At 57.0% G+C, this 23,068-nt stretch carries 25 protein-coding genes; 3 read left to right on the top strand and 22 right to left on the bottom strand.

The features are described 5' to 3' along the window. Positions 1–284: 284 nt before the first annotated feature. Both HMPREF2614_RS09330 and HMPREF2614_RS09325 read left to right on the top strand, forming a co-directional pair. Positions 285–1,526, top strand: coding sequence for a multidrug effflux MFS transporter (locus HMPREF2614_RS09330; RefSeq protein ID WP_049180780.1), 1,242 nt, complete (start codon positions 285–287; stop codon positions 1,524–1,526). A gap of 129 nt (positions 1,527–1,655) precedes the next feature. Next, positions 1,656–2,372 (top strand): VIT1/CCC1 transporter family protein, encoded by a 717-nt coding sequence (locus HMPREF2614_RS09325; RefSeq protein WP_038627657.1) that lies wholly within the window; start codon positions 1,656–1,658, stop codon positions 2,370–2,372. Between the two features lie 44 nt (positions 2,373–2,416). On the opposite strand, the gene HMPREF2614_RS09320 is transcribed toward HMPREF2614_RS09325, so the two are convergent. From HMPREF2614_RS09320 to HMPREF2614_RS09220, 21 genes are all read right to left on the bottom strand, one after another. Continuing rightward, positions 2,417–3,199, bottom strand: a complete 783-nt coding sequence (locus HMPREF2614_RS09320; RefSeq protein WP_038627654.1) for a formate/nitrite transporter family protein — start codon at positions 3,197–3,199, stop codon at positions 2,417–2,419. A gap of 102 nt (positions 3,200–3,301) precedes the next feature. Continuing rightward, positions 3,302–3,958 carry a class I SAM-dependent methyltransferase gene (locus tag HMPREF2614_RS09315; RefSeq protein WP_049180779.1) on the bottom strand — a complete coding sequence of 219 codons (657 nt, stop codon included), beginning with the start codon at positions 3,956–3,958 and terminating at the stop codon, positions 3,302–3,304. Positions 3,959–4,011: 53 nt separating this feature from the next. Beyond that, positions 4,012–5,361, bottom strand: coding sequence for a magnesium transporter (mgtE, locus tag HMPREF2614_RS09310; protein ID WP_038627650.1), 1,350 nt, complete (start codon positions 5,359–5,361; stop codon positions 4,012–4,014). A gap of 198 nt (positions 5,362–5,559) precedes the next feature. Beyond that, on the bottom strand, positions 5,560–5,838 hold the full coding sequence (gene rpsQ / locus HMPREF2614_RS09305) for a 30S ribosomal protein S17 (protein WP_005509926.1): 279 nt from the start codon (positions 5,836–5,838) through the stop codon (positions 5,560–5,562). Further along, on the bottom strand, positions 5,835–6,071 hold the full coding sequence (rpmC, locus tag HMPREF2614_RS09300; RefSeq protein WP_005509851.1) for a 50S ribosomal protein L29: 237 nt from the start codon (positions 6,069–6,071) through the stop codon (positions 5,835–5,837). The genes rpsQ and rpmC overlap by 4 nt, the downstream gene beginning before the upstream one ends. Further along, positions 6,071–6,487, bottom strand: coding sequence for a 50S ribosomal protein L16 (rplP, locus tag HMPREF2614_RS09295; RefSeq protein WP_005509813.1), 417 nt, complete (start codon positions 6,485–6,487; stop codon positions 6,071–6,073). Before rplP ends, rpmC begins: the two co-directional genes overlap by 1 nt. Before the next feature lie 3 nt (positions 6,488–6,490). Continuing rightward, positions 6,491–7,231 (bottom strand): 30S ribosomal protein S3, encoded by a 741-nt coding sequence (rpsC, locus tag HMPREF2614_RS09290; RefSeq protein WP_005509954.1) that lies wholly within the window; start codon positions 7,229–7,231, stop codon positions 6,491–6,493. Continuing rightward, complete coding sequence (gene rplV, locus HMPREF2614_RS09285) at positions 7,231–7,593, bottom strand: 50S ribosomal protein L22 (RefSeq protein WP_005509775.1); 363 nt, start codon at positions 7,591–7,593, stop codon at positions 7,231–7,233. The genes rpsC and rplV overlap by 1 nt, the downstream gene beginning before the upstream one ends. Before the next feature lie 3 nt (positions 7,594–7,596). Further along, entirely contained in the window at positions 7,597–7,875 is a 279-nt protein-coding gene (gene rpsS, locus HMPREF2614_RS09280; RefSeq protein WP_005509882.1) for a 30S ribosomal protein S19, read from the bottom strand. Positions 7,876–7,889: 14 nt separating this feature from the next. Beyond that, positions 7,890–8,732, bottom strand: coding sequence for a 50S ribosomal protein L2 (gene rplB / locus HMPREF2614_RS09275; RefSeq protein WP_005509800.1), 843 nt, complete (start codon positions 8,730–8,732; stop codon positions 7,890–7,892). Positions 8,733–8,769: 37 nt separating this feature from the next. Continuing rightward, positions 8,770–9,075, bottom strand: a complete 306-nt coding sequence (gene rplW, locus HMPREF2614_RS09270; protein WP_038627647.1) for a 50S ribosomal protein L23 — start codon at positions 9,073–9,075, stop codon at positions 8,770–8,772. Continuing rightward, complete coding sequence (rplD, locus tag HMPREF2614_RS09265; RefSeq protein ID WP_038627645.1) at positions 9,075–9,722, bottom strand: 50S ribosomal protein L4; 648 nt, start codon at positions 9,720–9,722, stop codon at positions 9,075–9,077. The genes rplW and rplD overlap by 1 nt, the downstream gene beginning before the upstream one ends. After that, on the bottom strand, positions 9,719–10,375 hold the full coding sequence (gene rplC, locus HMPREF2614_RS09260; protein WP_005509762.1) for a 50S ribosomal protein L3: 657 nt from the start codon (positions 10,373–10,375) through the stop codon (positions 9,719–9,721). Before rplC ends, rplD begins: the two co-directional genes overlap by 4 nt. Before the next feature lie 31 nt (positions 10,376–10,406). Next, positions 10,407–10,712 (bottom strand): 30S ribosomal protein S10, encoded by a 306-nt coding sequence (gene rpsJ / locus HMPREF2614_RS09255; RefSeq protein ID WP_003938093.1) that lies wholly within the window; start codon positions 10,710–10,712, stop codon positions 10,407–10,409. Between the two features lie 670 nt (positions 10,713–11,382). After that, positions 11,383–12,573, bottom strand: coding sequence for an elongation factor Tu (tuf, locus tag HMPREF2614_RS09250; protein WP_038627641.1), 1,191 nt, complete (start codon positions 12,571–12,573; stop codon positions 11,383–11,385). A gap of 504 nt (positions 12,574–13,077) precedes the next feature. Further along, entirely contained in the window at positions 13,078–15,210 is a 2,133-nt protein-coding gene (fusA, locus tag HMPREF2614_RS09245) for an elongation factor G (RefSeq protein ID WP_083300228.1), read from the bottom strand. Positions 15,211–15,508: 298 nt separating this feature from the next. Next, positions 15,509–15,979 carry a 30S ribosomal protein S7 gene (gene rpsG, locus HMPREF2614_RS09240; RefSeq protein WP_016422052.1) on the bottom strand — a complete coding sequence of 157 codons (471 nt, stop codon included), beginning with the start codon at positions 15,977–15,979 and terminating at the stop codon, positions 15,509–15,511. 3 nt (positions 15,980–15,982) lie between these two features. Then, entirely contained in the window at positions 15,983–16,354 is a 372-nt protein-coding gene (gene rpsL / locus HMPREF2614_RS09235) for a 30S ribosomal protein S12 (RefSeq protein ID WP_038627636.1), read from the bottom strand. A 447-nt stretch (positions 16,355–16,801) separates the two neighbouring features. Continuing rightward, on the bottom strand, positions 16,802–17,290 hold the full coding sequence (locus HMPREF2614_RS09230; protein ID WP_038627634.1) for a hypothetical protein: 489 nt from the start codon (positions 17,288–17,290) through the stop codon (positions 16,802–16,804). Between the two features lie 50 nt (positions 17,291–17,340). Continuing rightward, on the bottom strand, positions 17,341–18,645 hold the full coding sequence (locus HMPREF2614_RS09225; protein ID WP_038627632.1) for an SAM-dependent methyltransferase: 1,305 nt from the start codon (positions 18,643–18,645) through the stop codon (positions 17,341–17,343). Between the two features lie 72 nt (positions 18,646–18,717). Continuing rightward, entirely contained in the window at positions 18,718–20,256 is a 1,539-nt protein-coding gene (locus HMPREF2614_RS09220; RefSeq protein WP_080972800.1) for an FAD-binding oxidoreductase, read from the bottom strand. A 316-nt stretch (positions 20,257–20,572) separates the two neighbouring features. Here HMPREF2614_RS09220 and HMPREF2614_RS09215 point away from each other — a divergent pair, with 316 nt between their 5' ends. Beyond that, entirely contained in the window at positions 20,573–21,220 is a 648-nt protein-coding gene (locus HMPREF2614_RS09215) for an SDR family oxidoreductase (protein WP_038627630.1), read from the top strand. 9 nt (positions 21,221–21,229) lie between these two features. On the opposite strand, the gene HMPREF2614_RS09210 is transcribed toward HMPREF2614_RS09215, so the two are convergent. Beyond that, positions 21,230–22,924: a purine-cytosine permease family protein gene (locus HMPREF2614_RS09210; protein ID WP_070560804.1), complete on the bottom strand. Its 1,695-nt coding sequence runs from the start codon at positions 22,922–22,924 to the stop codon at positions 21,230–21,232. Between the last annotated feature and the right edge of the window lie 144 nt (positions 22,925–23,068).

Genomic DNA, 23,068 nt, shown 5'->3' with positions numbered 1-23,068 from the left:
ACCTGGTTGCATTGTGCGTCAGATTTCCGTCCTAAACGCACGCGGTCTTTATGTCTTGTGTTTACGCTTTACGACGAAAGCACCTGCTAGAGGCAACTTCCATATCGCTTTGACCCCATGCTAGCTACGGTCATAGACCGTTGAGAGCAGCACGCAGCCACTTCGCGCAACCTGTGTATTATGGCACGTTCGTGCGGGACAACAAAATCCCTTAGTTTCATGCCCCCAACATGGTTTATACCCTCCGCAGCAACCCTATTCCGCGGAAACCCTAGACTGAGACAGTGACAAATCCACATTCCGAGAACGCTCAGACACAGCCAGCACAGACGCTTCCGGTATCGCTACTTGCCGGGTTAGCCTTATTATCCGCCGCCGCCCCGTTCGGCGCAGATACATACCTGGCCTCCTTCGTGGAGATAGCCAAGGAGTTCTCCACAACCGAGTCAATGGTTCAGCTCACTCTGGCAACCTTCATGATCGGTATGGCTGCAGGGCAGCTCGTCATTGGCGCTCTCTCCGATAGTTTGGGCCGTAGGAAGTTGCTTCTCATTGCGACTTTGGTGTTCTTGGGCTCGTCAATCCTCTGTGCAATAGCACCGAATATTGGCACGCTTATTGCAATGCGCCTGTTCCAGGGGTTAGCTGGTGGCTCCACAGTGGTTCTGGCTCGTGCTGTAGTCCCAGACCTCTTGAAGGGCAAGGCATCAGCGAGAGCTTTCTCGACGCTGATGGGCATTTCCTCCATCGCCCCGGCAATCGCTCCCCTTGTGGGTGGCTTTCTGGGCCCCGCATTCGGCTGGCGCAGCGTGTTCTGGTTTCTCGCAGCCATCAACGTCGCGATGGTCGCGATTGTGTTTCTGATGGTTCCGGAAACTCTACCGCCAGAGCGACGCTCCACAGGCTCTCTGCGCAATCTCCTGCCCAATATCGGCAGGCTGCTACAGCGGCCCGTATTTGTCGGCTACTTGTTAGCTTTCGCTGGTGGCTTCTCGGTGATGTTCTCCTATATCGCTGCGTCACCCTTTATCTTCCAGGAGCTGCTGGGGCTCACCCCTACTCAGTTCTCTCTCGTGTTCGCATCCAATGCAGCGATGTTGACCTTTGTGTCAATCCTCAACGGCAAGATGATCAACCGGCTTCATCCCCGCAAGGGCATTTTAGTTGCACTCACGGTCATGCTCGTGACGTCGATAGGCCTGATTGTTAATGCCATAGTCGGGATTAACTTCTTCACTACTTGGCTGTTGCTGTTCATTACGGTACCGATGATGCCGCTGATCTTCGCCAATGCCACAGCACTCGGAATTGAGGAGGTTCGAGATATCGGAATTGGCTCAGGTTCCGGCCTCATGGGCTTCGCACAGTTCCTCGCGGCCGCCACGGTTTCCCCGTTGGTGGGGCTTGGTTCCAATCTGCCTTTATCAATGGCCATATCAATGTTGACCTGCGCGCTGATTGCGCTGATCGCGGTATTGACATTGACGCACGACGGCCTCCGCAAACACCCACATAAGCTGGCATAAAACTACATACGAGAGGACTGCCCTCGTTTCACTTCACTGGTTGAGAATGTGCCCGAATCGGCATTAAATCGATGGTGAGGCCTCGTACCACCCGTAGGCGTGAGGCTGACATGGGAGAAAGGTCCTGCCATGACCACGTACGCGCATCCTCATGAACCGCATAAGTCTTCTGAGACGTCGAAGCTCAACTGGCTTCGCGCCGGAGTCCTCGGAGCCAACGACGGCATCGTCTCCACTGCTCTAATCTTGCTCAGCGTGATTGCAGCAGGTTCTTCTCGCGAAGCCATTCTGACTGCTGGTGCCGCCGCCGTTATCGCTGGTGCTATCTCGATGGCTCTGGGGGAATACGTCTCGGTTTCAACTCAGCGCGATACTGAGCGAGCACTGATTGCCAAAGAAAAGGCCGAGCTCAAGGACTTTCCAGATGAAGAGCATAAGGAGCTCGTGGGGATTCTCTCTGGCTACGGCATCCCACAACATATCGCCGAAGATGCTGCCCACGGCATCGCACAAAATGATCCGCTGGCAGCTCACCTAAAGCTGGAATTGGGCATTGACGGCGAGGAACTTACCAACCCCTGGGCGGCTGCTGGTTCTTCGGCACTGTCGTTCCTACTCGGCGCCATCCTGCCGATGATTGCGGCTCTGGTGTTCACCGGCCCCACCTCCGGCGCGATTGCGGTCACCGTTGTCACCATCGTGACGTTGGCCTTGACCGGCTACATCAGCGCCAAGCTCAGCTCCACGCACTCCGGCAAGGCTGCGCTACGTCTGGTCATCGGTGGCGCGCTCGGTTTGATTGTGTCCTACTTCGTCGGCCTGCTCTTCGGGCAGGCCGTCGGATAGCCCTTGAGATAGGTCGTCGGATAGGCTCCGGCAAAGCTCAAAAGCTAATCAACATAGCTGGTCTTCGTCTGGTTCAACCAGGCGTAGACCGCGCCAATTCCCAGGCCACCGCCTACGAAGTTGCCCAACCACACTGCCACCCAGTTGCCTGTAATGTGCAGGCCATCGAAGCCGGCAGGACGCGGATCGGCGAAAAAGGCCAAGGAAAACAGCGAGAAGTTCGCAATCACATGCTCAAGCCCGAGCCCAACGAACACCGCAATAATCGGCAGAATCACAGCGAACTTCGAAATGATTTCTTTGGCTTGTAGCGCGCCTAAAACAGCCATATTGACCACGAAGTTCGCGCCCATCGCCTCTACGAAAGCACCGAAGAACGGCTTGGCCAGCTTCCCCTCGGTCAAGGTGGAAATCAGATGTGTGTCATCAATCCCACCGAGTTTGGCGCTCTGGCTTAGCACCAGCGCCACAATCGCGGCACCGATGAAGTTGTAGAACGTGGCGACGGCCACCATCCGAAGAGCCACTCCCCACGGCATGCGACCGCGTGCAGCGGACCAGGACACAAACATCATGCTGCCAGTCGCCAGCTCTGCACCGAGCACCACAATGGCGAACAGTCCAAGCCCGAACAGGCACGCAAAGACCAGTCCCCCAGTGCCCGGAGCAACAGCTTCGGCCACTTGGCCAGCTACCGCTGCAAAGGCCGTTCCCAACGTCAGATACATGCCCGCCAGGACCGCTCGAACCGCAAAACGCCCGTAGTCCTGCGTCATCAGTTCCTGTTTTTTGTCACCAGCCGTATCCAGCGTTTCGTATAGCGTCACCGCCGAAGCCTTCCCTGCGTGCCGTTAATTGCAGTTATTCGCATAAAAGAATAACGATAGTCCGGCACGGAATCGCAACCGCTTTACGACGATCACAGCTCTCTACCCCCGTTCAAGCACTGCAACCAGGAACTGAGACTCATCCTCAAACGGACGAAGATCCCACGTCGAATAACGCTGAATCACGGTGAGCCCCGCCTCCTGCGCAGTGGTTTCAAAATCCGCAAAGTCCCAGCCACGGCCGGCACCGAAGCCGATGATGGCACGACCGCCCTCCGGATTCAGTGCCGCTGCGAAGGCCTGCAGTACCTTCGTGCGGTCTTCTGGCGCTACGAAGGTCAGGACATTGCCGGGGCAAATGATGACATCGAAAGCGGATGCCGTGTCATCGTGGGGCGTGTTCTCGAGGCCGTCGTCAAGCACGTGCGCCAATTGCGCCAAATCCCCTACCAACCACGTCGCGTCCGGGAACTGGCGTTTCGCCTCATCGATGAGATAGGGGTCGACATCGACGCCCATGACTCGGTGCCCAGCCTTCGCCAGGTAACCGCCCACGCGCCCCTGTCCGCAGCCGGCATCTAGAATTCGAGCGTGGCGTGGCGCCATCGCATCCACCAGCCGCGCCTCGCCATCGATATCGCGGCCCTCGCGCACGAATCCCCGCCACCGGTTGGCGTAGCGCCGAGAATGCTGCGGATCGGCGGCAATAATTTCTTTCCAAGTGCGGTGATTGTGGGTGCCATTGCTCATGGCCACCATTATGGCGCAGCTGGACACTTTTTATGTATCGGTGCAGCTGCGCACCGTGGGGTCTAAATCCCCAGTACCGACTTAGCGATCAGGAAGTAGATAATCAGGCCGGAGGCATCAACAAGCGTCGTAATAAACGGGTTCGCGAAGACTGCTGGGTCAATGCCGAACTTCTTACCAATCAGCGGCATGATGCCACCGACGGTTGCCGCGAGGGTACAAATACCCAGCAGCGTCAGGCCGATAACGAGGCCGATGTCCCAACCGTAGAACAATCCAGCCAATAGTAGGCCTAGAGAACCAAGCAATAGACCGAGGAACGCGCCGACCCTCACCTCTCGGAGAATGACCTTGAATATATCTCGCGGTTGGACATCCCCCAGCGCCAACGCACGCGTAATCGTAGTTGCAGCCTGGTTACCGGTATTGCCACCTGTACCAATCAGCAGCGGTACGAACACTGAGAGAACGACCATCTGAGACAGAGTCTCTTCGAAGGTTTCCAGGACTTGCACGGTCAATGTCGCACCGATTGCCAGCACGAGCAACCAGACCACACGAGAGCGAACAATCTCAAAGATTGGCGTAGCAAGGTACGGCAAGCGCAGTGGCTCAGAACCGGAAATACGAGCTTGGTCCTCGGAATCTGCTTCCTCCAGAATCCGGAGTGCGTCGTCCACCGTGAGCAGGCCGATAACACGCTGCTCGCTATCGACGATCGGTAGAGCTAAGCGCTTACGATTGGCGCACATGCGAGCCACCTTCTCTTCGGACTCGGTGGCCTCTGCGTAGTCGGCCTTCCTCAAAATTGCCGACACATGGATATCACGGTCGGCGCGCATCAAATCACGAAGACTTACCACGCCCATCAGTCGGCGATTCCGGTTCGACACCGGCAAGGTGTAGATAGACTCGGCATCATCCAGATGCTTGCAGACGGTCTCGAGGGCTTTCCCCACCGTCATGTCGTCGTGAAGCGATACCAGCTCCGGGCTCATACGGCGGCCAATGGAACCGTCGGGGTAGCCGAGAACAATGTTGGTGAGCTCGCGCTCATCATCCGGCAAATCGGCCAGCAGCTTTGAAGCAACCGAGGCTGGTAGCTCATCGAGCAACTCAGCTCGGTCGTCCGGTTCCATCTCCGCAAAGACTGCGGTGACTTCAGGATCACGGAGGCTGTCGATCAGATGCGCCTGCAGCGCTGAGTCCAGCTCATCGAAGGTTTCAACCGCCGTGTCTTTCGGCAGTGTGCGGTAGAACAGCGCACGTTCCTCATGGCTGAGGCGGCGCATCTTTCGAGCGGCAGCTTTGGGCTCAACATCAGTTAAGAGCCGCGACAATGTCGCCACGTCGTGTGAGCGAAGCGCGGACTCCAGGTCTCGATCATCAATCCTGGTCACGTCAGTAGTCACCGAACTTCTCCCCTCACAAAGCACAAATCGTCGCCAATGCTATCAGAGATAAAACCCAGCAAACCTGCACTGAAGAGACTAGAAACACGAAGAAACATGGCTTGCCAAAAACAAAACCCCGCCACAGAAAACACTTGCGTGTTTCCCGCGGCGGGGTTCTCGTCGTAAAGCCCTAGCTGTTTAGTTAGCCAACGGGTCTTACTTAGCCTTCTCGACGATCTCAATCAGGCGGTAGTGCTTGTCCTTGGAGAGCGGACGGCACTCTTCGATGCGGACGCGGTCGCCCACGCCAGCCTCTTCGTTCTCGTCGTGCGCCTTGACCTTGGAGTTCGTGCGCATGATCTTGCCGTACAGGGCGTGCTGCTTGCGGTCCTCGAGCTCGACAACGATGGTCTTCTGCATCTTGTCGGACACGACGTAACCGGTGCGCACCTTACGTGCGCCAGCCTCGGTGGTGTTCATGTTTTCCTCACTCATGCTGCATCACCATCGGTTGGTGCAGCAGACAGGCCGAGCTCGCGCTCACGCATAACGGTGTAAATGCGAGCAATATCCTTGCGGACAGTGCGGAGACGGCGGTTGTTGGTCAGCTGACCGGTAGCGCTCTGGAAACGGAGGTTGAACAGCTCCTCCTTAGACTCCTTGAGCTTGGCAACCAGGTCATCGTTATCCAGCGAGCGAAGCTCGTGGGCGGGAATGCCGTTCGACATCAGTACTGATCCTCCTTCCGAACGATTCGGGTCTTAATCGGCAGCTTAGCGCCTGCGCGCTTCAGTGCCTCGATAGCAACTGCCTCGTCCGGGTAGGACATCTCGAACATGATGCGACCCGGCTTGACGTTTGCAACCCACTTTTCGACCGGGCCCTTACCGGAACCCATACGAACACCCAGTGGCTTCTGGGTCAGCGGGCGGTCCGGAAAAATCTGAATCCAGACCTTACCACCACGCTTGACGTGGCGGTTGATGGCAATACGCGCTGCCTCAATCTGACGGTTGGTGATGTAGGCCGGCTCGAGAGCCTGGAGACCGTATTCACCGAAAGTCACCTTGTTGCCGCCCTTGGACATACCAGAACGGGTCGGGCGGTGCTGACGACGGAACTTAACGCGCTTCGGGATGAGCATGAATTAGCCCTCCTTCTTCTCAGATGCACGCTGACGACGCTTGCCACCGCGACGCGGGCGGTCGTTGCCGCGACGCTGGCGGGCGTTGCCGGCGTTGATCTCGGACTCGCGACGGCCACCGATCACGTCACCCTTGTAGATCCACACCTTGACGCCAATGCGACCGAAGGTGGTGTGAGCTTCGTGGGTGCCGTAGTCGATCTCCGCACGCAGGGTGTGCAGCGGAACGCGACCCTCGTGGTAGCGCTCGGTGCGGCCCATCTCGGCACCGCCGAGACGACCGGAGCAGACAACCTTGATGCCCTTGACGTGCGGCTGACGCATTGCAGACTGGATAGCCTTGCGCATTGCACGACGGAAAGCGACACGGTTGGCGAGCTGCTCAGCGATGGACTGAGCAACCAGCTTCGCATCCGCGTCAATGTTCTTGACCTCGAGGATGTTCAGCTGAACCTGCTTGCCGGTGAGCTTCTCGAGCTGGCCGCGAATGCGGTCAGCCTCAGAGCCACGACGACCGATAACGATGCCCGGGCGTGCGGTGTGGATGTCGACGCGCACGCGGTCACGGGTGCGCTCGATAACGACATCGGAGATGCCGGCGCGTTCAAGACCGGTGGACAGCAGATCGCGGATCTTGATGTCCTCGGCCAGGTAGTCAGCGTACTGCTTGTCGGCGTACCAGCGGGACTTCCAGTCGCTGGAAATACCGAGGCGAAGACCGTGTGGATGGATCTTCTGTCCCACTATCGGTCACCTTCCTTCTGGCTCTCGACGACCACGGTGATGTGGCTGGTGCGCTTGCGGACGTGGAAAGCACGGCCCTGCGCACGCGGGCGGAAGCGCTTCATGGTCGGTCCCTCGTTGGCGTAAGCCTCGGAGATGACCAGAGTACGACGGTCCAGGCCGAAGTTGTTCTCAGCATTTGCAGCTGCAGACGCAACAACCTTGGCAACTGGATCAGCAGCACCCTGCGGTGCGTACTCCAGGATGTTCAGTGCCTCGTCGACGGACTTACCGCGAACGGTGTCCAGGACGCGACGTGCCTTCATCGGAGTAACGCGGACGAAGCGCGCAGTTGCGCGTGCAGAAGTAATGTCGTTGCTCATGGCTTATCGACGTCCCTTCTTGTCATCCTTGACGTGACCCTTGAAGGTCTTGGTCGGGGCGAATTCGCCCAGCTTGTGGCCGACCATAGAGTCATCCACGAACACCGGCACGTGCTTGCGACCGTCGTGAACGGCGAAGGTGTGGCCGATGAAATCGGGGAGAATCGTGGAGCGGCGAGACCAGGTCTTGATGACCTGCTTGGTGCCCTTCTCGTTCTGTGCATCGACCTTCGCGAGGAGGTGCTCATCGACGAACGGGCCCTTCTTAAGGCTGCGTGGCATTCTCAGTTCCCTCCTTAGCGCTTCTTATTCTTGTTGGTACGACGGCGACGAACGATCAGCTGGTCGCTCGGGCGGTTCGGCTTACGGGTGCGGCCTTCCTTCTGGCCCCACGGGGAAACCGGGTGGCGACCACCGGAGGTCTTACCCTCACCACCACCGTGCGGGTGGTCGACCGGGTTCATGACAACACCGCGGACAGTCGGGCGCCAGCCCTTCCAACGCATACGGCCGGCCTTGCCCCAACGAATGTTGATCTGATCCTGGTTTCCGACCTCACCGACGGTTGCACGGCAACGAGCGTCGACGCGACGGATCTCAGAGGACGGCATACGCAGAACTGCGTACTTGCCTTCCTTACCGAGAAGCTGAATAGAAGCACCAGCAGAACGTGCCAGCTGTGCACCGGCACCCGGCTTGAGCTCCACGCAGTGAATGGTGGAACCGGTCGGGATGTTACGCAGCGGCAGGTTGTTACCAACCTTGATGTCGGCGTTAGCGCCGGACTCAACGATGGCACCCTGCTTCAGGTTCTTCGGAGCGATGATGTAGCGCTTCTCACCGTCTGCGTAGTGCAGCAGTGCGATGTTGGCGGTACGGTTCGGGTCGTACTCGATGTGAGCGACCTTTGCCGGAATGCCGTCCTTGTCATTACGACGGAAGTCGATGACACGGTACTGGCGCTTGTGTCCGCCACCCTTGTGGCGAGTGGTGATGTGACCGTGTACGTTACGGCCACCAGTCTTCGACAGCGGGCGCAGCAGAGACTTCTCAGGAGTCGAGCGAGTAACCTCGCTGAACTCGGAGACGGAGCTCTGGCGGCGACCCGGCGTAGTCGGCTTGTACTTACGAATAGCCATACTTTTGCTCTTCCTTAACTTCCTCGTCGGCTAGCGGCTAGGCTGCCGAACCGCCGAAGATGTCGATGGGATCGCTGCCGGCCGCGAGAGTCACGTAGGCGCGCTTGGTGTTCTTGCGCTTGCCGTAGCCGGTGCGGGAACGCTTGCGCTTGCCCTCACGGTTGAGGGTGTTGACGGAAGCGACCTTGACACCGAAAATCTCCTGGACCGCGATCTTGATCTGGGTCTTGTTAGCGTCGGTGTGAACCAGGAACGTGTAAACGCCCTGCTCCATGAGTCCGTAGGACTTCTCAGACACTACCGGTGCAACAATGATGTCGCGGGGATCTGCGATGGTAGCCATTACTTCTCCTCCTTACCGGCGGTGCGAGTGATGAAGTCATTAAGCGCCTGAACGGCGAAGATGACGTCATCGGCCTTCAGAACGTCGTAGGTGTTCAGCTGATCCTCAGACAGGATGTGGACACCTGGCAGGTTACGAACCGACTTCCACGAGTTGACGTCCTCGCGTGGCAGAACGACGAGCACGTTGTTGCGCTCAGTCAGACGCTCGACGAAAGTACGAGCTGCCTTGGTGGACGGGGTCTGACCTGGGACCAGTTCCTCGACAACGTGGATGCGGTCGTGGCGAGCACGGTCAGAGAGTGCGCCACGCAGAGCAGCTGCAATCATCTTCTTCGGGGTGCGCTGGCTGTAGTCGCGCGGCACCGGGCCGTGGACAATGCCACCGCCGGTCCAGTGCGGAGCACGGATCGAACCCTGACGAGCGCGACCGGTACCCTTCTGGCGCCACGGCTTGCGGCCACCGCCGCGAACCTCGCCGCGGGTCTTGACCTTGTGGGTGCCCTGGCGAGCTGCTGCACGCTGCGCGACAACAACCTGGTGCATCAGGGCGATGGACACCTCCGCGTCGAACACGGAAGCAGGAAGCTCAACCGAACCGTTCACGCCGCCTTCAGCGGTGTGTACGTCTAGCTTGAGGTTGGTCATGCGTGAGCACCACCCTTCGTGGCAGTCTTAACAACCAGCAGGCCGCCGCGTGCACCCGGAACTGCGCCCTTGATGAGCAGCAGGTTCGCGTCAGCGTCAACCTTCTGGATCTTCAGGTTCTGGGTTGTGACCCGGTCGTTACCCATGCGGCCTGCCATGCGCTTGCCCTTGAAGACGCGTCCTGGCGTGGCGCAGGCGCCAATGCCACCAACACGACGGTGAGCAGCCTGGTTACCGTGAGCAGCACCCTGGCCAGCAAAGCCGTGGCGCTTCATACCACCGGCAAAGCCGTGGCCCTTGGAGGTACCAGTGACGTCGACGTACTCAATTTCGCCAAAGATGTCGACACCAACGGACTGGCCGACCTCGTAAGAGGAAGCGTCCGGGGTGCGAATCTCGACGCTGTGGCGACGCGGGGTCACACCGGCCTTCTTGAAGTGGCCGGCCTCCGGCTTGTTGACCTTACGTGGGTCAATTTCGCCGTATGCAATCTGGACGGCGTCGTAGCCGTCGGTTTCCTTAGTGCGCACCTGAGTCACTACGCACGGCCCAGCCTCAACGACGGTAACCGGAACAACGCGGTTTTCCTCGTCGAAGATCTGAGTCATACCGAGCTTCGTGCCCAGGATGCCCTTGATCTCGTTTTCACTCATTTATCTTGTCTCCGCTACCAAAAGTCCAGGATCACTGAATGTTCACATCGACACTTGCCGGAAGGTCAATGCGCATAAGTGCATCGACGGTCTTCGGCGTTGGATCGAGAATGTCGATCAGACGCTTGTGAGTGCGCATCTCGAAGTGCTCGCGCGAGTCCTTGTACTTGTGCGGCGAACGGATAACGCAGTAAACGTTCTTTTCGGTTGGCAACGGCACCGGGCCAACGACGCGTGCACCCGTACGGGTAACGGTCTCCACGATCTTTCGCGCAGAAGCGTCGATAGCCTCGTGGTCGTAGGCCTTGAGCCTGATGCGGATCTTTTGTCCGGCCACGCTTGTCCTCTCCTCGGTCGGCGCGCCCCAATTAAAGGGGCGTCGACCCTGTCAATGTTTCTCGACGCCGTCAGCAACTATGGCCAGCGCCAGAAATTAAAACTGGGTTGTGCATTACTTCAAAGCGATTTCGTCTTCGATCGTCATGGCAAATTAACTTTTGGCCATGACCCGAGCGGACGAATAACGCCTTGCACTCAAATCCCAGTGGAAAACAAGTCCCCCTCGTGGGGCTCTTCATTTTGCCTACTGCCGCTGTTAATTTGCCATGCCACCTCCGACCCCCGCGGTCGGGCGTGTCGCCCGTTTTCTCCGTGAGGCACGATTGGGAAGAAACTTCCCTACGTGGTCATGCTCGCCTTACCATAGGCGCTAAGTCCAATTTCGTACTGGTTCCCAGCTGGGCCTGATACAACAATTGGCGCGAACGCCTTTGTTAAAGCAACCTCCGTATTAAAGCACGCCCACACTGCAAATGTAAAATCGCGATTCCAAAGTGCAACGTACATCACACCCATTACGGAACAGGCTGCTTAACGACGGCTATTGCGCCGGCCCCATCCCGTCTAATGTCGGCTATGTACAGATACAAAGAATCCCGACTTCCGCTTACGCGGAGTCGGGATTCTTCTAAGACCTAGTTAAAGCATTTCCCCATTGGGGAGAAGACTTACTTAATGATCTTGGTAACGCGGCCAGCGCCGACGGTGCGGCCACCCTCGCGGATAGCGAAGCGCAGGCCCTCGTCCATTGCGACCGGCTGGATCAGCTTGACAGACATGTCAACGTTGTCGCCCGGCATAACCATCTCGACACCTTCCGGCAGGGAAACGACGCCGGTGACGTCGGTGGTGCGGAAGTAGAACTGCGGACGGTAGTTGTTGAAGAACGGGGTGTGACGGCCGCCCTCATCCTTGGACAGGATGTAGACGGAACCCTCGAACTCGGTGTGCGGGGTGTAAGCGCCCGGCTTAGCAACGATCTGACCGCGCTCGATGTCCTCACGCTTGGTACCGCGGAGCAGCAGACCACAGTTGTCGCCAGCCTCAGCGGAATCCAGCAGCTTGCGGAACATCTCGATACCGGTAACGGTGGTCTTCTGGGACTTCTCCTTGATGCCCAGAATCTCCACCTCGTCGTTGACGTTCAGAACGCCGCGCTCAACACGACCGGTAGCAACGGTGCCGCGACCGGTAATGGTGAAGATGTCCTCAATCGGCATCAGGAACGGCTTGTCGGTCTCGCGGACCGGGTCCGGGATGTTGTCGTCACAAGCCTGCATGAGCTCGACGATGGACTCTGCCCACTTCTCGTCGCCCTCAAGAGCCTTCAGAGCGGAGATGTGAACAATCGGAGCCTCTTCGTCGTAGTCCTGCTCAGCCAGCAGCTCGCGAATCTCCATCTCGACGAGTTCGATGATCTCTTCATCGTCAACCATGTCGCACTTGTTCAGTGCAACGAGGATGTACGGAACGCCAACCTGGCGAGCCAGGAGAACGTGCTCACGGGTCTGCGGCATCGGACCGTCGGTAGCGGCGACAACCAGAATCGCGCCGTCCATCTGAGCAGCACCGGTGATCATGTTCTTGATGTAGTCGGCGTGGCCCGGAGCGTCGACGTGAGCGTAGTGACGCTTCTCGGTCTGGTACTCAACGTGCGAGACGTTGATGGTAATACCGCGCTCCCGCTCTTCCGGCGCCTTGTCAATAGCGTCGAAAGCGAACGACTGGTTCAGGTCCGGGTACTTGTCAGCCAGAACCTTGGTGATAGCGGCGGTAGTGGTGGTCTTACCGTGGTCAACGTGACCAATGGTACCGATGTTGACGTGCGGCTTCGTACGCTCGAACTTCGCCTTTGCCACTTTTAGTCCTCCTGGAGGTCTAGGTGGCCACGACTCTCGCAGCCACAATTTTGTGGTCACTCAATCCGCCTTCACAACATCAGAAGCTTTCAAGCTGTTCGCTTACGACTTCGGAACGTGCGCGCGCAAAAGAGCACTATTCTTTCACTGTGCCAGTTACTCGATACTAGGGCAGGATACTGGAGTTTTCCAAACCAGACCAACCCCCTAGTTAAGGGTGGGTAACGGCCAGCAACTCACATCGTCATTTACCTGCATAAATACTAGATATTTGAGTTGCGATCTAAAATCGCCCAACGATATGAATTGCGAGCAGCTACCCCCAAGAGCTTGCCTGTGCTAACACGAGCCAAGAGTCTGGCGACATCTCAGCACAGTCAAATCTTAAGGGAATCTACTAAAAAGCTGCAGACCCTCGCACTGCACCGTCTAAAAAGAGTGACAGCGCAGTGCGCACAGAGATGGAGTCAGCCCTGATAGAGCGCCCCACCCTGCCGATGCAATTTAAGCGCCGGTGCGCGCTGCAATGATCTCCTCGGCCACGGAGGAAGGAACCTCAGCGTAGGAGTCGAAGATCATTGTGTAGTTAGCGCGACCCTGGGTCTTGGAACGCAGGTCACCAACGTAGCCAAACATCTCGGACAGCGGAACCAGAGCCTTAACAGCCTTGACGCCCGTACGGTCCTCCATGGAGTTAACCTGACCACGACGGGAGTTGATGTCACCGATGACCTCACCCATGTACTCTTCCGGAGTAATGACCTCAACGGCCATCATCGGCTCAAGCAGGACCGGCTTAGCCTTCTGGACAGCTTCCTTCAGAGCCTGCTGACCAGCAATCTTGAAGGCCATTTCAGAGGAGTCAACCTCGTGGTAAGCACCGTCGAGCAGGGTTGCCTGGATGTTCACCAGCGGGTAGCCAGCCAGGGTACCGTACTGCATTGCGTCCTGAATACCAGCGTCGACAGACGGAATGTATTCCTTCGGAACACGGCCACCGGTCACCTCGTTGACGAACTTGTAAGTGGTGGACTCACCCTCTTCAACCTCGTCAGTAGACGGAGCGTAAGGCTCCAGAGCAATGATGACGCGGGCAAACTGACCCGAACCACCGGTCTGCTTCTTGTGGGTGTACTCGAACTTCTCGACCGGCTTGCGGATGGTCTCGCGGTAAGCAACCTGCGGGTTACCGATGTTTGCTTCGACCTTGAACTCACGCTTCATGCGGTCAACCAGGACGTCGAGGTGGAGCTCGCCCATACCGCCGATAACGGTCTGGCCGGTTTCCTCATCCAGGCGAACGGTGAAGGTCGGGTCCTCTTCAGCAAGACGCTGAATAGCGGTACTCAGCTTCTCCTGGTCAGCCTTGGACTTCGGCTCAATAGCAACGGAGATAACCGGATCCGGGAAGGACATGGACTCCAGAACGATTGGAGCATCCTGTGCACACAGGGTGTCACCAGTGGTGGTGTCCTTCAGACCAATGAAGGCGTAGATGTTACCTGCCACTGCCTCGTCAACAGGGTTCTCCTTGTTGGCGTGCATCTGGAACAGCTTACCGACGCGCTCCTTCTTGTCCTTGGTGGAGTTCAGGACCTGCTGGCCCGACTCCACGCGACCGGAGTAAACGCGGACGAAGGTCAGCTTACCGAAGAACGGGTGAGCAGCGATCTTGAATGCAAGAGCAGAGAACGGCTCATCCTTAGACGGCTTACGAACCATATCGACGTCCTCGTCGCCCATCTGGTGGCCGTGCACCTCACCGATGTCCAGCGGATTCGGCAGGAAGTCAATGACAGCGTCGAGCAGCGGCTCAACACCCTTGTTCTTGTAAGCGGTACCACAGTAGACCGGGTAGACCTCAGAGTTCAGAACCATCTTGCGGATGGCGCCCTTAATCTCGTCCATGGTCAGCTCTTCGCCACCGAAGTACTTTTCCATGAGCTCCTCGTCGGACTCAGCGACGGTCTCAATGAGCTTCTCACGGTACTCGTTAGCCTTGTCGACCAGGTCAGCCGGAATCTCCTCGACCTGCGCAGGAGTGCCAATCTCGACCTTGCCCGGCCACATGAGGGCCTTCATCTCCAGCAGGTCAACAACGCCGTCGAAGTCATCCTCAGCGCCAATCGGCAGCTGCATAACCAACGGCTTAGCGCCCAGGCGGTCAACGATGGTGCCAACGGTGTAGTAGAAGTCAGCGCCCAGCTTGTCCATCTTGTTGACGAAGCAAATACGTGGGACATCGTACTTCTGAGCCTGACGCCAAACCTGCTCAGACTGCGGCTCGACACCTTCCTTACCGTCGAAGACTGCGACGGCACCGTCGAGCACACGCAAGGAACGCTCGACCTCAACGGTGAAGTCGACGTGCCCCGGGGTATCGATGATGTTGATCTGGTTGTCGTTCCAGAAACAGGTCACAGCAGCGGAGGTAATGGTAATACCGCGCTCCTTCTCCTGCTCCATCCAGTCGGTTGTGGACGCACCATCGTGAGTCTCGCCGACCTTGCGGTTAATACCCGTGTAGTACAGGATGCGCTCGGTCGTAGTCGTCTTACCAGCATCGATGTGCGCCATGATGCCGATGTTGCGGACCTTGTGGAGGTCCTTCTTAACGGGAAGTGCACCTTCAGCCACTTGATTCCCCACTCGTTTCAAATCGGTTTGGCGGTGAGGCTCAATTACGGGATTGCAATTGGCCGTCAAATCCGCCGTCGGTCGGGTTTGCTTTATCTATAATGCCACCGTCTTGGCGCGAAGTCGCGCCGTGACGTACACCTTTTGCGTAAATTCTACGCAAGACATCGGGTGTAAGCGCCGGGCTGGCCCTATTTGAGTGACCCTTAAAGATCCGTGGACCGCGACCGACGCGCGCCGTTGACATACCGGCAGCTGCTTTACGACGGTGACCACTCGCGGCCCCGTCGATAAGCGATTACCAGCGGTAGTGAGCGAATGCGCGGTTTGCTTCCGCCATCTTGTGAGTGTCCTCACGACGCTTGACGGATGCACCCAGGCCGTTGGATGCATCGAGGATCTCGTTAGCGAGACGCTCGGTCATGGTGTTCTCACGACGCTGACGCGAGAACATCAGCAGCCAGCGCAGCGCCAGAGTGGTGCCACGGCCCGGACGAACCTCGACCGGGACCTGGTAGGTGGCGCCACCGACACGACGGGAACGAACCTCAAGAGCCGGCTTGACGTTCTCGATTGCGCGCTTCAGAGTCAGCACCGGGTCAGTACCGGTCTTCTCTTCGCACAGCTCAAGTGCACCGTAGACGATGCGCTCTGCGGTCGACTTCTTACCGTCAATCAGAACCTTGTTGACCAGCTGCGACACCAGAGGGGAGCCGTAGACCGGGTCGTTGACGACAGGACGCTTCTGTACTGGGCCCTTACGTGGCATGGCTTACTTCTCCTTCTTTGCGCCGTAGCGGGAACGAGCCTGCTTGCGGTCCTTGACACCCTGGGTGTCGAGGGAACCACGGACGATCTTGTAGCGGACACCCGGGAGGTCCTTAACACGACCACCGCGGACGAGCACCATGGAGTGCTCCTGCAGGTTGTGGCCCTCGCCCGGGATGTAAGCGGAGACCTCGACGCCGGAGGTCAGGCGCACACGAGCGACCTTACGAAGAGCCGAGTTCGGCTTCTTCGGGGTGGTGGTGTAAACACGGGTGCAAACGCCGCGACGCTGAGGGGAACCCTTCAGAGCTGCGGTTGCAACCTTAGCCTTCTTGTCATGGCGGCCCTTACGGACCAGCTGCTGAATAGTGGGCATGAAGCCTCTTTCTTCTTTCTCTCGCCGCCTGAGATTCTCGTGCCCGATACCGACCGCAGCGGAGTAACCACCATCCGTGTGAATGCTTCACAAGAAAAGTTATTACTCATCCAGTGGTGAGCCCATCGGTTTAACACGAGAAAAGCGGAGGGATTTTGAACGTGCGAAACCCAGTCAGCCGCTCTCGCTGGCCTACTGGGTAATGTCTCAAGTTCCCAATTCTTTTCTGGGATCGTTGTATAACAGTACGCGAGCTGGGGCTTTACTCCAAACACCCAGGTAATAGCGTAAAAATTTCAGCCACTTTGATCAGTGCGAAGGCCGACTCACAAATTATCGTCGTAAAGCATGGCGCGCCTCCCCACGCGCTCTCTTTCGTCACTGCAGTCACGCGCATGCTTTACGACGACTAGTTCTGTGGCCTTATTTATAGCCGGTTTTACGCCTCTAATTCACTTCGATGACACAGTTGCCGGCGAGCCCCACTCGCCCATCGGCTTCCACCTGAATGTTCGGAATGGTGTCGTTGGGGATGTCTGTTGGAATTTGCATCTCGGTCAGCGTGCTCGAAAGCTCAAACCCTTGGGTTTCTGCTTCTCGCTCCGGACTATTGCTATTAATGGTCAGCTTGATGTGGTCACCAGGCTGACCGTGATATGTGATCCGCGCTGTGGGCTTTTCGTGGTCGATTGCGATGACGCTTTCATCACAGGCGCCATTAGGCCCGATATTGCCCAGAATCGGCTCATCGGGCTTTCTGCTGTGCGCATTATTAGCACTCGGGGCAGGCGTTGTAGGTGCCTCCGACTGCGTATCATGACTGCCGTCATCGGCCTCACGGCCGACCTGTTGCTGGTCCTGTCCCCCACAACCAGCCAGGGCAGCCGCACATACAACTGCCGATAATGCGATTACGCCAACTTTTTCTACCTTCATATACTTTCAGGCTAGCTAGCGGACATGAGAATTATCGACGCTTAAGACAATTAGTCTTTCCACCACTGACGCTGCGGGACATCACCACGGGAGCCGTCCGGGAACACCTTTACACCCAGAACCTGGTGCAGCTGGATCTGGTTACATGCGAAGTTGTACTCGGAACCAGCCATGTACATGCCCCACAGCTTTGCGGTCTGCTCACCAACCAGCTCGACGGCCTTGTCCCAATCCTTGTCCAGTCGTTCACACCAGTCATAGAGAGTGTGCTCGTAGTCGAAACGCAGGTTCTGCTGATCGAGCATCTCAAAGCCCTGATCCTGCATTGCTCGCATGATAGTTCCGACACCGGTGAGCTCACCGTCTGGGAAGATGTAACGGTCGATGAAGGTGCCCTTGCGGGTGCGGTGGTTATCCCAGTAGGTGATGCAGTGGTTCAGCATCAAACCGCCTTCTTTCAACTTGCCATAGAGGAAGCCGAAGAAGCTCGGGTAGTTCTCCACACCGATGTGCTCCAAAAGACCGATTGCGGAGATGGCATCGAAGCCTTCTTCAGGAACATCGCGGTAGTCCTGGAAGCGCACCTCAGCAAGATCTTCCAGGCCCTCTTCCTTAATCTTGGCCTGTGCGTACTCTGCCTGCTGCTTCGACAGAGTCACGCCGATGGCCTTAACGCCGCGCCTTGCCGCATAGAGAACCATGCCGCCCCAACCACAGCCAACGTCGAGAAGCCTATCGCCTTCCTTCAGGCGCAACTTATCGAATACCAGGCGGTACTTGTTTTCCTGTGCCTCTTCGAGCGTGGAGTTCTCATTCGGGTAGTAGGCGCAGGTGTACGTCATCGATGGGCCCAGGATGATCTCGTAGAATTCATTACTGACGTCGTAATGCGACGAAATCGAGTCTGCGTCGCGTTCCTTAGAGTGACGTGCTAGACCGTTTTGCAGGCGCTTCTTCCACCATGCAGTACGTTCAATCTCGGGCACAACAGGAACATATGGCAGCCCCATCGAACGCAGGGAGCGAACAATCTTCGCCAAAGTTGCTGCAGGTGGCATCACGAATTGTTCGTGCAATTTCATCAGAGCGTCGAACGCTTCAATTGGGTGTCCGAGACGGACGCGAGTCAGCTCGATCTCACCGGTGACGAATGCGCGACCGAATCCGACATCATCACGCAGATGAGTAACGATGTAGTTCAGCGCATCGAGCGAGCGGACGTTCAAGCCTACTTTTGCATCGTCGGGGCCAGCGACTGAACCATCAAAAGCCGTCAGGCGAATTGGCAGAGGCTTCTCCGAGGTATCGATGAAGGCCTCGAAAATCTCTGCAACGTTCATTGGAGTAAATGCCATGGTGAATCCTTGCTATTAACTGGCTATTTCGAAGAATTGGAGAAAAGCCGCTTGAAGTGGTTGGGCTTCTAGTTAGGCACCAGTGACGGTCTTGTCATACAGCCGCGGGAACCGGGAATCAGGGTCGTAGATTGCTTTGAGCTCATCGGGTAGGTTGCCACCGTAGAGTGCTCCGAATTGTTCTGGTGAGTAGAACGCCTCGGAATACAGTGACTTGTGACCGCCCAAATCGCTGACCTTGGCCTCAATAACGCGGTTGAACGCGCCGAGGCGAGTATCTCCTGGGACATGGTTGTTCGGCACTGCAGACCAGAACCCGACATTGATCCAGGTGGTCTCGGGATCTAGCGGATACAGTGGCCAAGCACTGCTGCTGCCAGCGAGCTTGTCGCCAGTACCAATTAGCTCGCTGGAGCCATCACGAAGGTGAATCGGGCATAGCCACACAGGCTGGATATCGCAGGCTTGGAAAAACCAATCCAGGTATTCAGCCAAGTGGTCAACAGTGACCTCGATATCTTGGACGACGCGCTCATTGGCCGGCAGGCCTTTTCGTGCTTTCATTTTCGCGTCAATGTCGTACTTGCGATCGAGGCCGACGAACTTCCAATACACCGAGGATCGTTTGAGCTCGCGCGGCCACATTGCACGAACTGCGGGATTTTGGGTACCGAAGGCTCTAGAGCACCAGAACCAGTCAATATCCCAGCGCCAGATGTAATCGCGAATCTTCAGGCGATCTCGAGTAACGCCGGAGGGGTGCTGCAGGGACCTGTAGTAGATCTTGTCTCGGGAGTAGTCCGAGACGGGACCTTCCTCATCAGTTTTGCGTCCCAGCACCAGGTAAATCTCATTCGGCGAGAAAGCGACACCGTCAAGGAAGTGAACAGGCTCGCCTTGGAACTCCTTTTCCACGGAAATCTTTGCCAGATCCTCTGCAGCTTCCGTCGTGGAGTTGTACCGAACGTGTCGCAGCTCGACGTATGGAAGTGCTTCTTCGAGCTCGATTTTTAACCGTACGGTGTAGCCGAGGGAACCATAGGAGTTTGGAAAGCCACGGAAAAGATCGACATTTTCCGTGCGCGAGCAGGTCACAATTTCGCCGGTACCGACTAGGACATCCATCTCGATGACGGACTCATGTGGCAGGCCGTTACGGAAACTCGTTGACTCCACGCCAATACCGGTCACAGCTCCACCGAGCGTAATTGTCTTTAGCTCTGGCACAACCAAAGGCATCAGACCGTAGGGCAAAGTGGCATCTACCAGGTCTTCGTAGGTACACATTCCCTGCACGTCGGCAGTCTTTTCAACTGGATCGACGGCGATTACTCCGCCGAGACCGCTGACATCTAGACCTGGTACGAGAGTTTTACTACGCCCGCGAAAAAGGTTTGATGTGCGCTTCGCCAACCTGACCCGCTGGTCAGCAGGAATAGCTTGAAAGCTATCAACTAGCTTCCGCACGCCTTCTTCATGCGCATGCCAGCCCACAGGCTCAATGCGCACTGAATCAATTCCTCGCCCCGGCGCCATTTGCGCCACCGTAGAAGTAATTTTTCCGATTAGTCGTGGCAACGTGCCGACATCAGAATTTGGTCGATGAGCCATGGTGAATACCGCAACGGCATTTCACAGGTATTTTCTACGCGAATTCGCCCTAATTTTGTCTTTTTGGAAAAACTAAGGGCCTCTGCTGGGCTACCAATATCGAAAAATACCCGGATTGAACAGGTAAATTACGTCTACATATATAACTTGATTTAGGACGACTTAACTAGGCGTTCTTGTACCCTGCAAATGGGGTGGCAAGAAGTACGCCTCGCCATACTCAGCGCTCACCGTTCGTCGCTCACCGTTCGTCATGTTCACTGCCAGCGAAGGCAACTGCATTGCTAGTACCAGCGAGCTGACGTATAGGTGGGGCATGGCTAAAAAAGTTATTGTTATCGGCGGCCACGGCAAGGTGGCCCAAATCGCTACTCCCCTACTCATCAATGAAGGCTACGAAGTAACCTCAGTTATTCGTAACCCTGATCAGGTCTCGGACATTGAAGCGCTCGGTGCCACCCCAGCTGTCTATGACATCACCGAGCTCTCGACCGAGAAGTTCGCTGACCTGCTACGCGGCAATGATGCCGTCGTTTGGTCCGCTGGCGCAGGCGGCGGTTCATCAGAGCGCACCTACGCAATCGACCGCGATGCCGCAATCACCTCGATGGCAGCTGCCAAGGCCGCCGGAGTTAACCGCTACGTAATGGTGTCCTACTTTGGTGCCGGCCCGAACCACGGAGTTCCTGAGGATAATTCCTTCTTTGCCTACGCCGAGGCCAAGGCCGCCGCGGATACAGCTTTGCGCGAATCTGACTTGGACTGGACAATCCTGGGACCGAGCACGCTGACCTTCGACGAAGGCCAGGATTCCATTGACACCGATGCCACAAAGGCCACAAAGGTTGCCCGTGCAACGGTTGCCAATGTCATCGCGCAGACCGTATTCAACGATCAAACGATTGGTCGCACCATTAACTTCAATGAGGGCGATACCCCCATCTCAGAGGCGCTAAAGGCCTAGCGCCTCCTCTCAGGACGTTCGCACTGATGCGCTACGCCCCCGCCGCGATTGAGCCGGCATAACATGTCGGCCGTCGCGGTCCATTGTCAGTGCGAGCGAGGATATGTACTGCTCCGCGCCATCGTCGCCACGCTCCGCCGAAAGGATTACATCAGGTCGTTCGACCTGTTCACCGGTGATGACACAGGTGAAAGACTCATTGGATGGGTTCCCGTGCTCGTCGAAAAGCGGTGCGGCGATGCCGTCGTCAAAGCGACGTCGGTAGTAGCGCCCCTTAGTCAGAATTGCCATCGTCGGCGTGACGACGAAGGCGATTGCTGCGGCGACGAGTGCGGAGTACGGCACCAAGCTCTCGCCGAAAGCGCCGAAGTACATGGCGATTGAGATTGTCGCGGAAGCAACGAGCGAGGTAATGCCGACGGGGTTGAAGTCGTGAATCATTCCGCGTCGGTAGTCGGGATAAATCGGCGAGATCTTCAGGACCCACTTGTTAATTGCAATGTCCGTAGCCACTGTGAAAATCCACGCAATGGCGAGGTTTGAGTAGAACCCCAGAACCGCATTGAGCATGGAGAACATGTCGAACTCCATAAGCGCCAGTGCGATGCCGAGATTGACGAAGACGAAGACAATGCGTCCCGGATAGGACTTTGCCACTCGCGTGTAGGCGTTAGTCCACGCCAGCGAGCCAGAGTATGCATTCGTGGCGTTGATCTTGATTTGGCTCATCACCACCAAGACGACCGCCAGCGTGATTGCCAGCCACGTGGGCACCATTTCCTGGTACACCGTCATGAACTGATGCACTGGCTCAACGGCTTCGGTCATGCCGCCGCCGACCACCGAAATCATGTAGACCGCGAGAAACACACCGATAATCTGCTTAGCTGCACCGAAGATAACCCATCCCGGCCCAGCCATGATGACCGAGGCCCACCACGACGTGGCGTTGTCCTTTGTCTTCGGCGGCATGAAACGGATGAAGTCAATGTTCTCGGCAATCTGCGCCACCAGCGCCAAACACACACCGGCAGAAGCCATCATTGCCGCCAGGCTAGGACCTTCTCCCTGCCCCTGATAATGCAAGAAAGCGTCCACGGAGTCAGGGTGCCTGACGACGAGATACACCATCGGTAGCACCATCATGACTAGCCAGAGTGGGTTGGTCCACGTCTGCATCTTCTGTAGCGTCTTCATTCCGAAAACCACTACGGGGATGATGATGAGCACGCTCACCAGGTATCCCAGCCAAAGTGGTATCCCGAGCCCGAGCTTTAGGCCCTGGGCCATAATTGCGCCTTCGGTGGCGAAGAAGATGAATGTAAAAGTCGCGAAAATGACGTTGGTGATTACGGAGCCGTAGTAGCCAAAGCCGGAACCGCGTGTGATGAGGTCGAGGTCGAGATTGAACTTTGCGGCGTAGATTGCCAGCGGCGCGCTGGAGAGAAAAATCAAGACTGCGGCGATGAGAATGCCAACCACAGCGTTTGTTGTTCCGTGAGCAATGCCGATTCCAGCACCGATGGAGAAGTCAGCCAAGTAGGCCATTCCTCCCAGTGCCGAGCCGGCAACTGCTACTGGTGTCCACGTTCGGTAGTGTCGTGGCGCGAATCGGAGCGGATAGTCGTCACCCAACTTCGATGACGACCCAGTATTTCCCGCCCTCCGCTTTCCCTGCTTAGCGTCGGCCATTGTGGTCGTCATGAGATACCCCTGATGTCAGTTCACGACAGCTACTTCCTTCAGCTACCCCACACCAGCCGCCCAACTATAGGCCGGTCATCAGCTGTAATGCTGCCCAGCAAATTGCTGCCTCAGCGCCGAAAACCCATACGGCTGGCTTAGGCA

Origin of the sequence: Corynebacterium sp. HMSC074C11, from assembly GCF_001809455.1 — a bacterium.
Classification (GTDB): Bacteria; Actinomycetota; Actinomycetes; order Mycobacteriales; family Mycobacteriaceae; genus Corynebacterium; species Corynebacterium amycolatum.
Note: the sequence above shows the minus strand (reverse complement) of the source record. Positions and strands in the feature narration are given on the sequence as shown.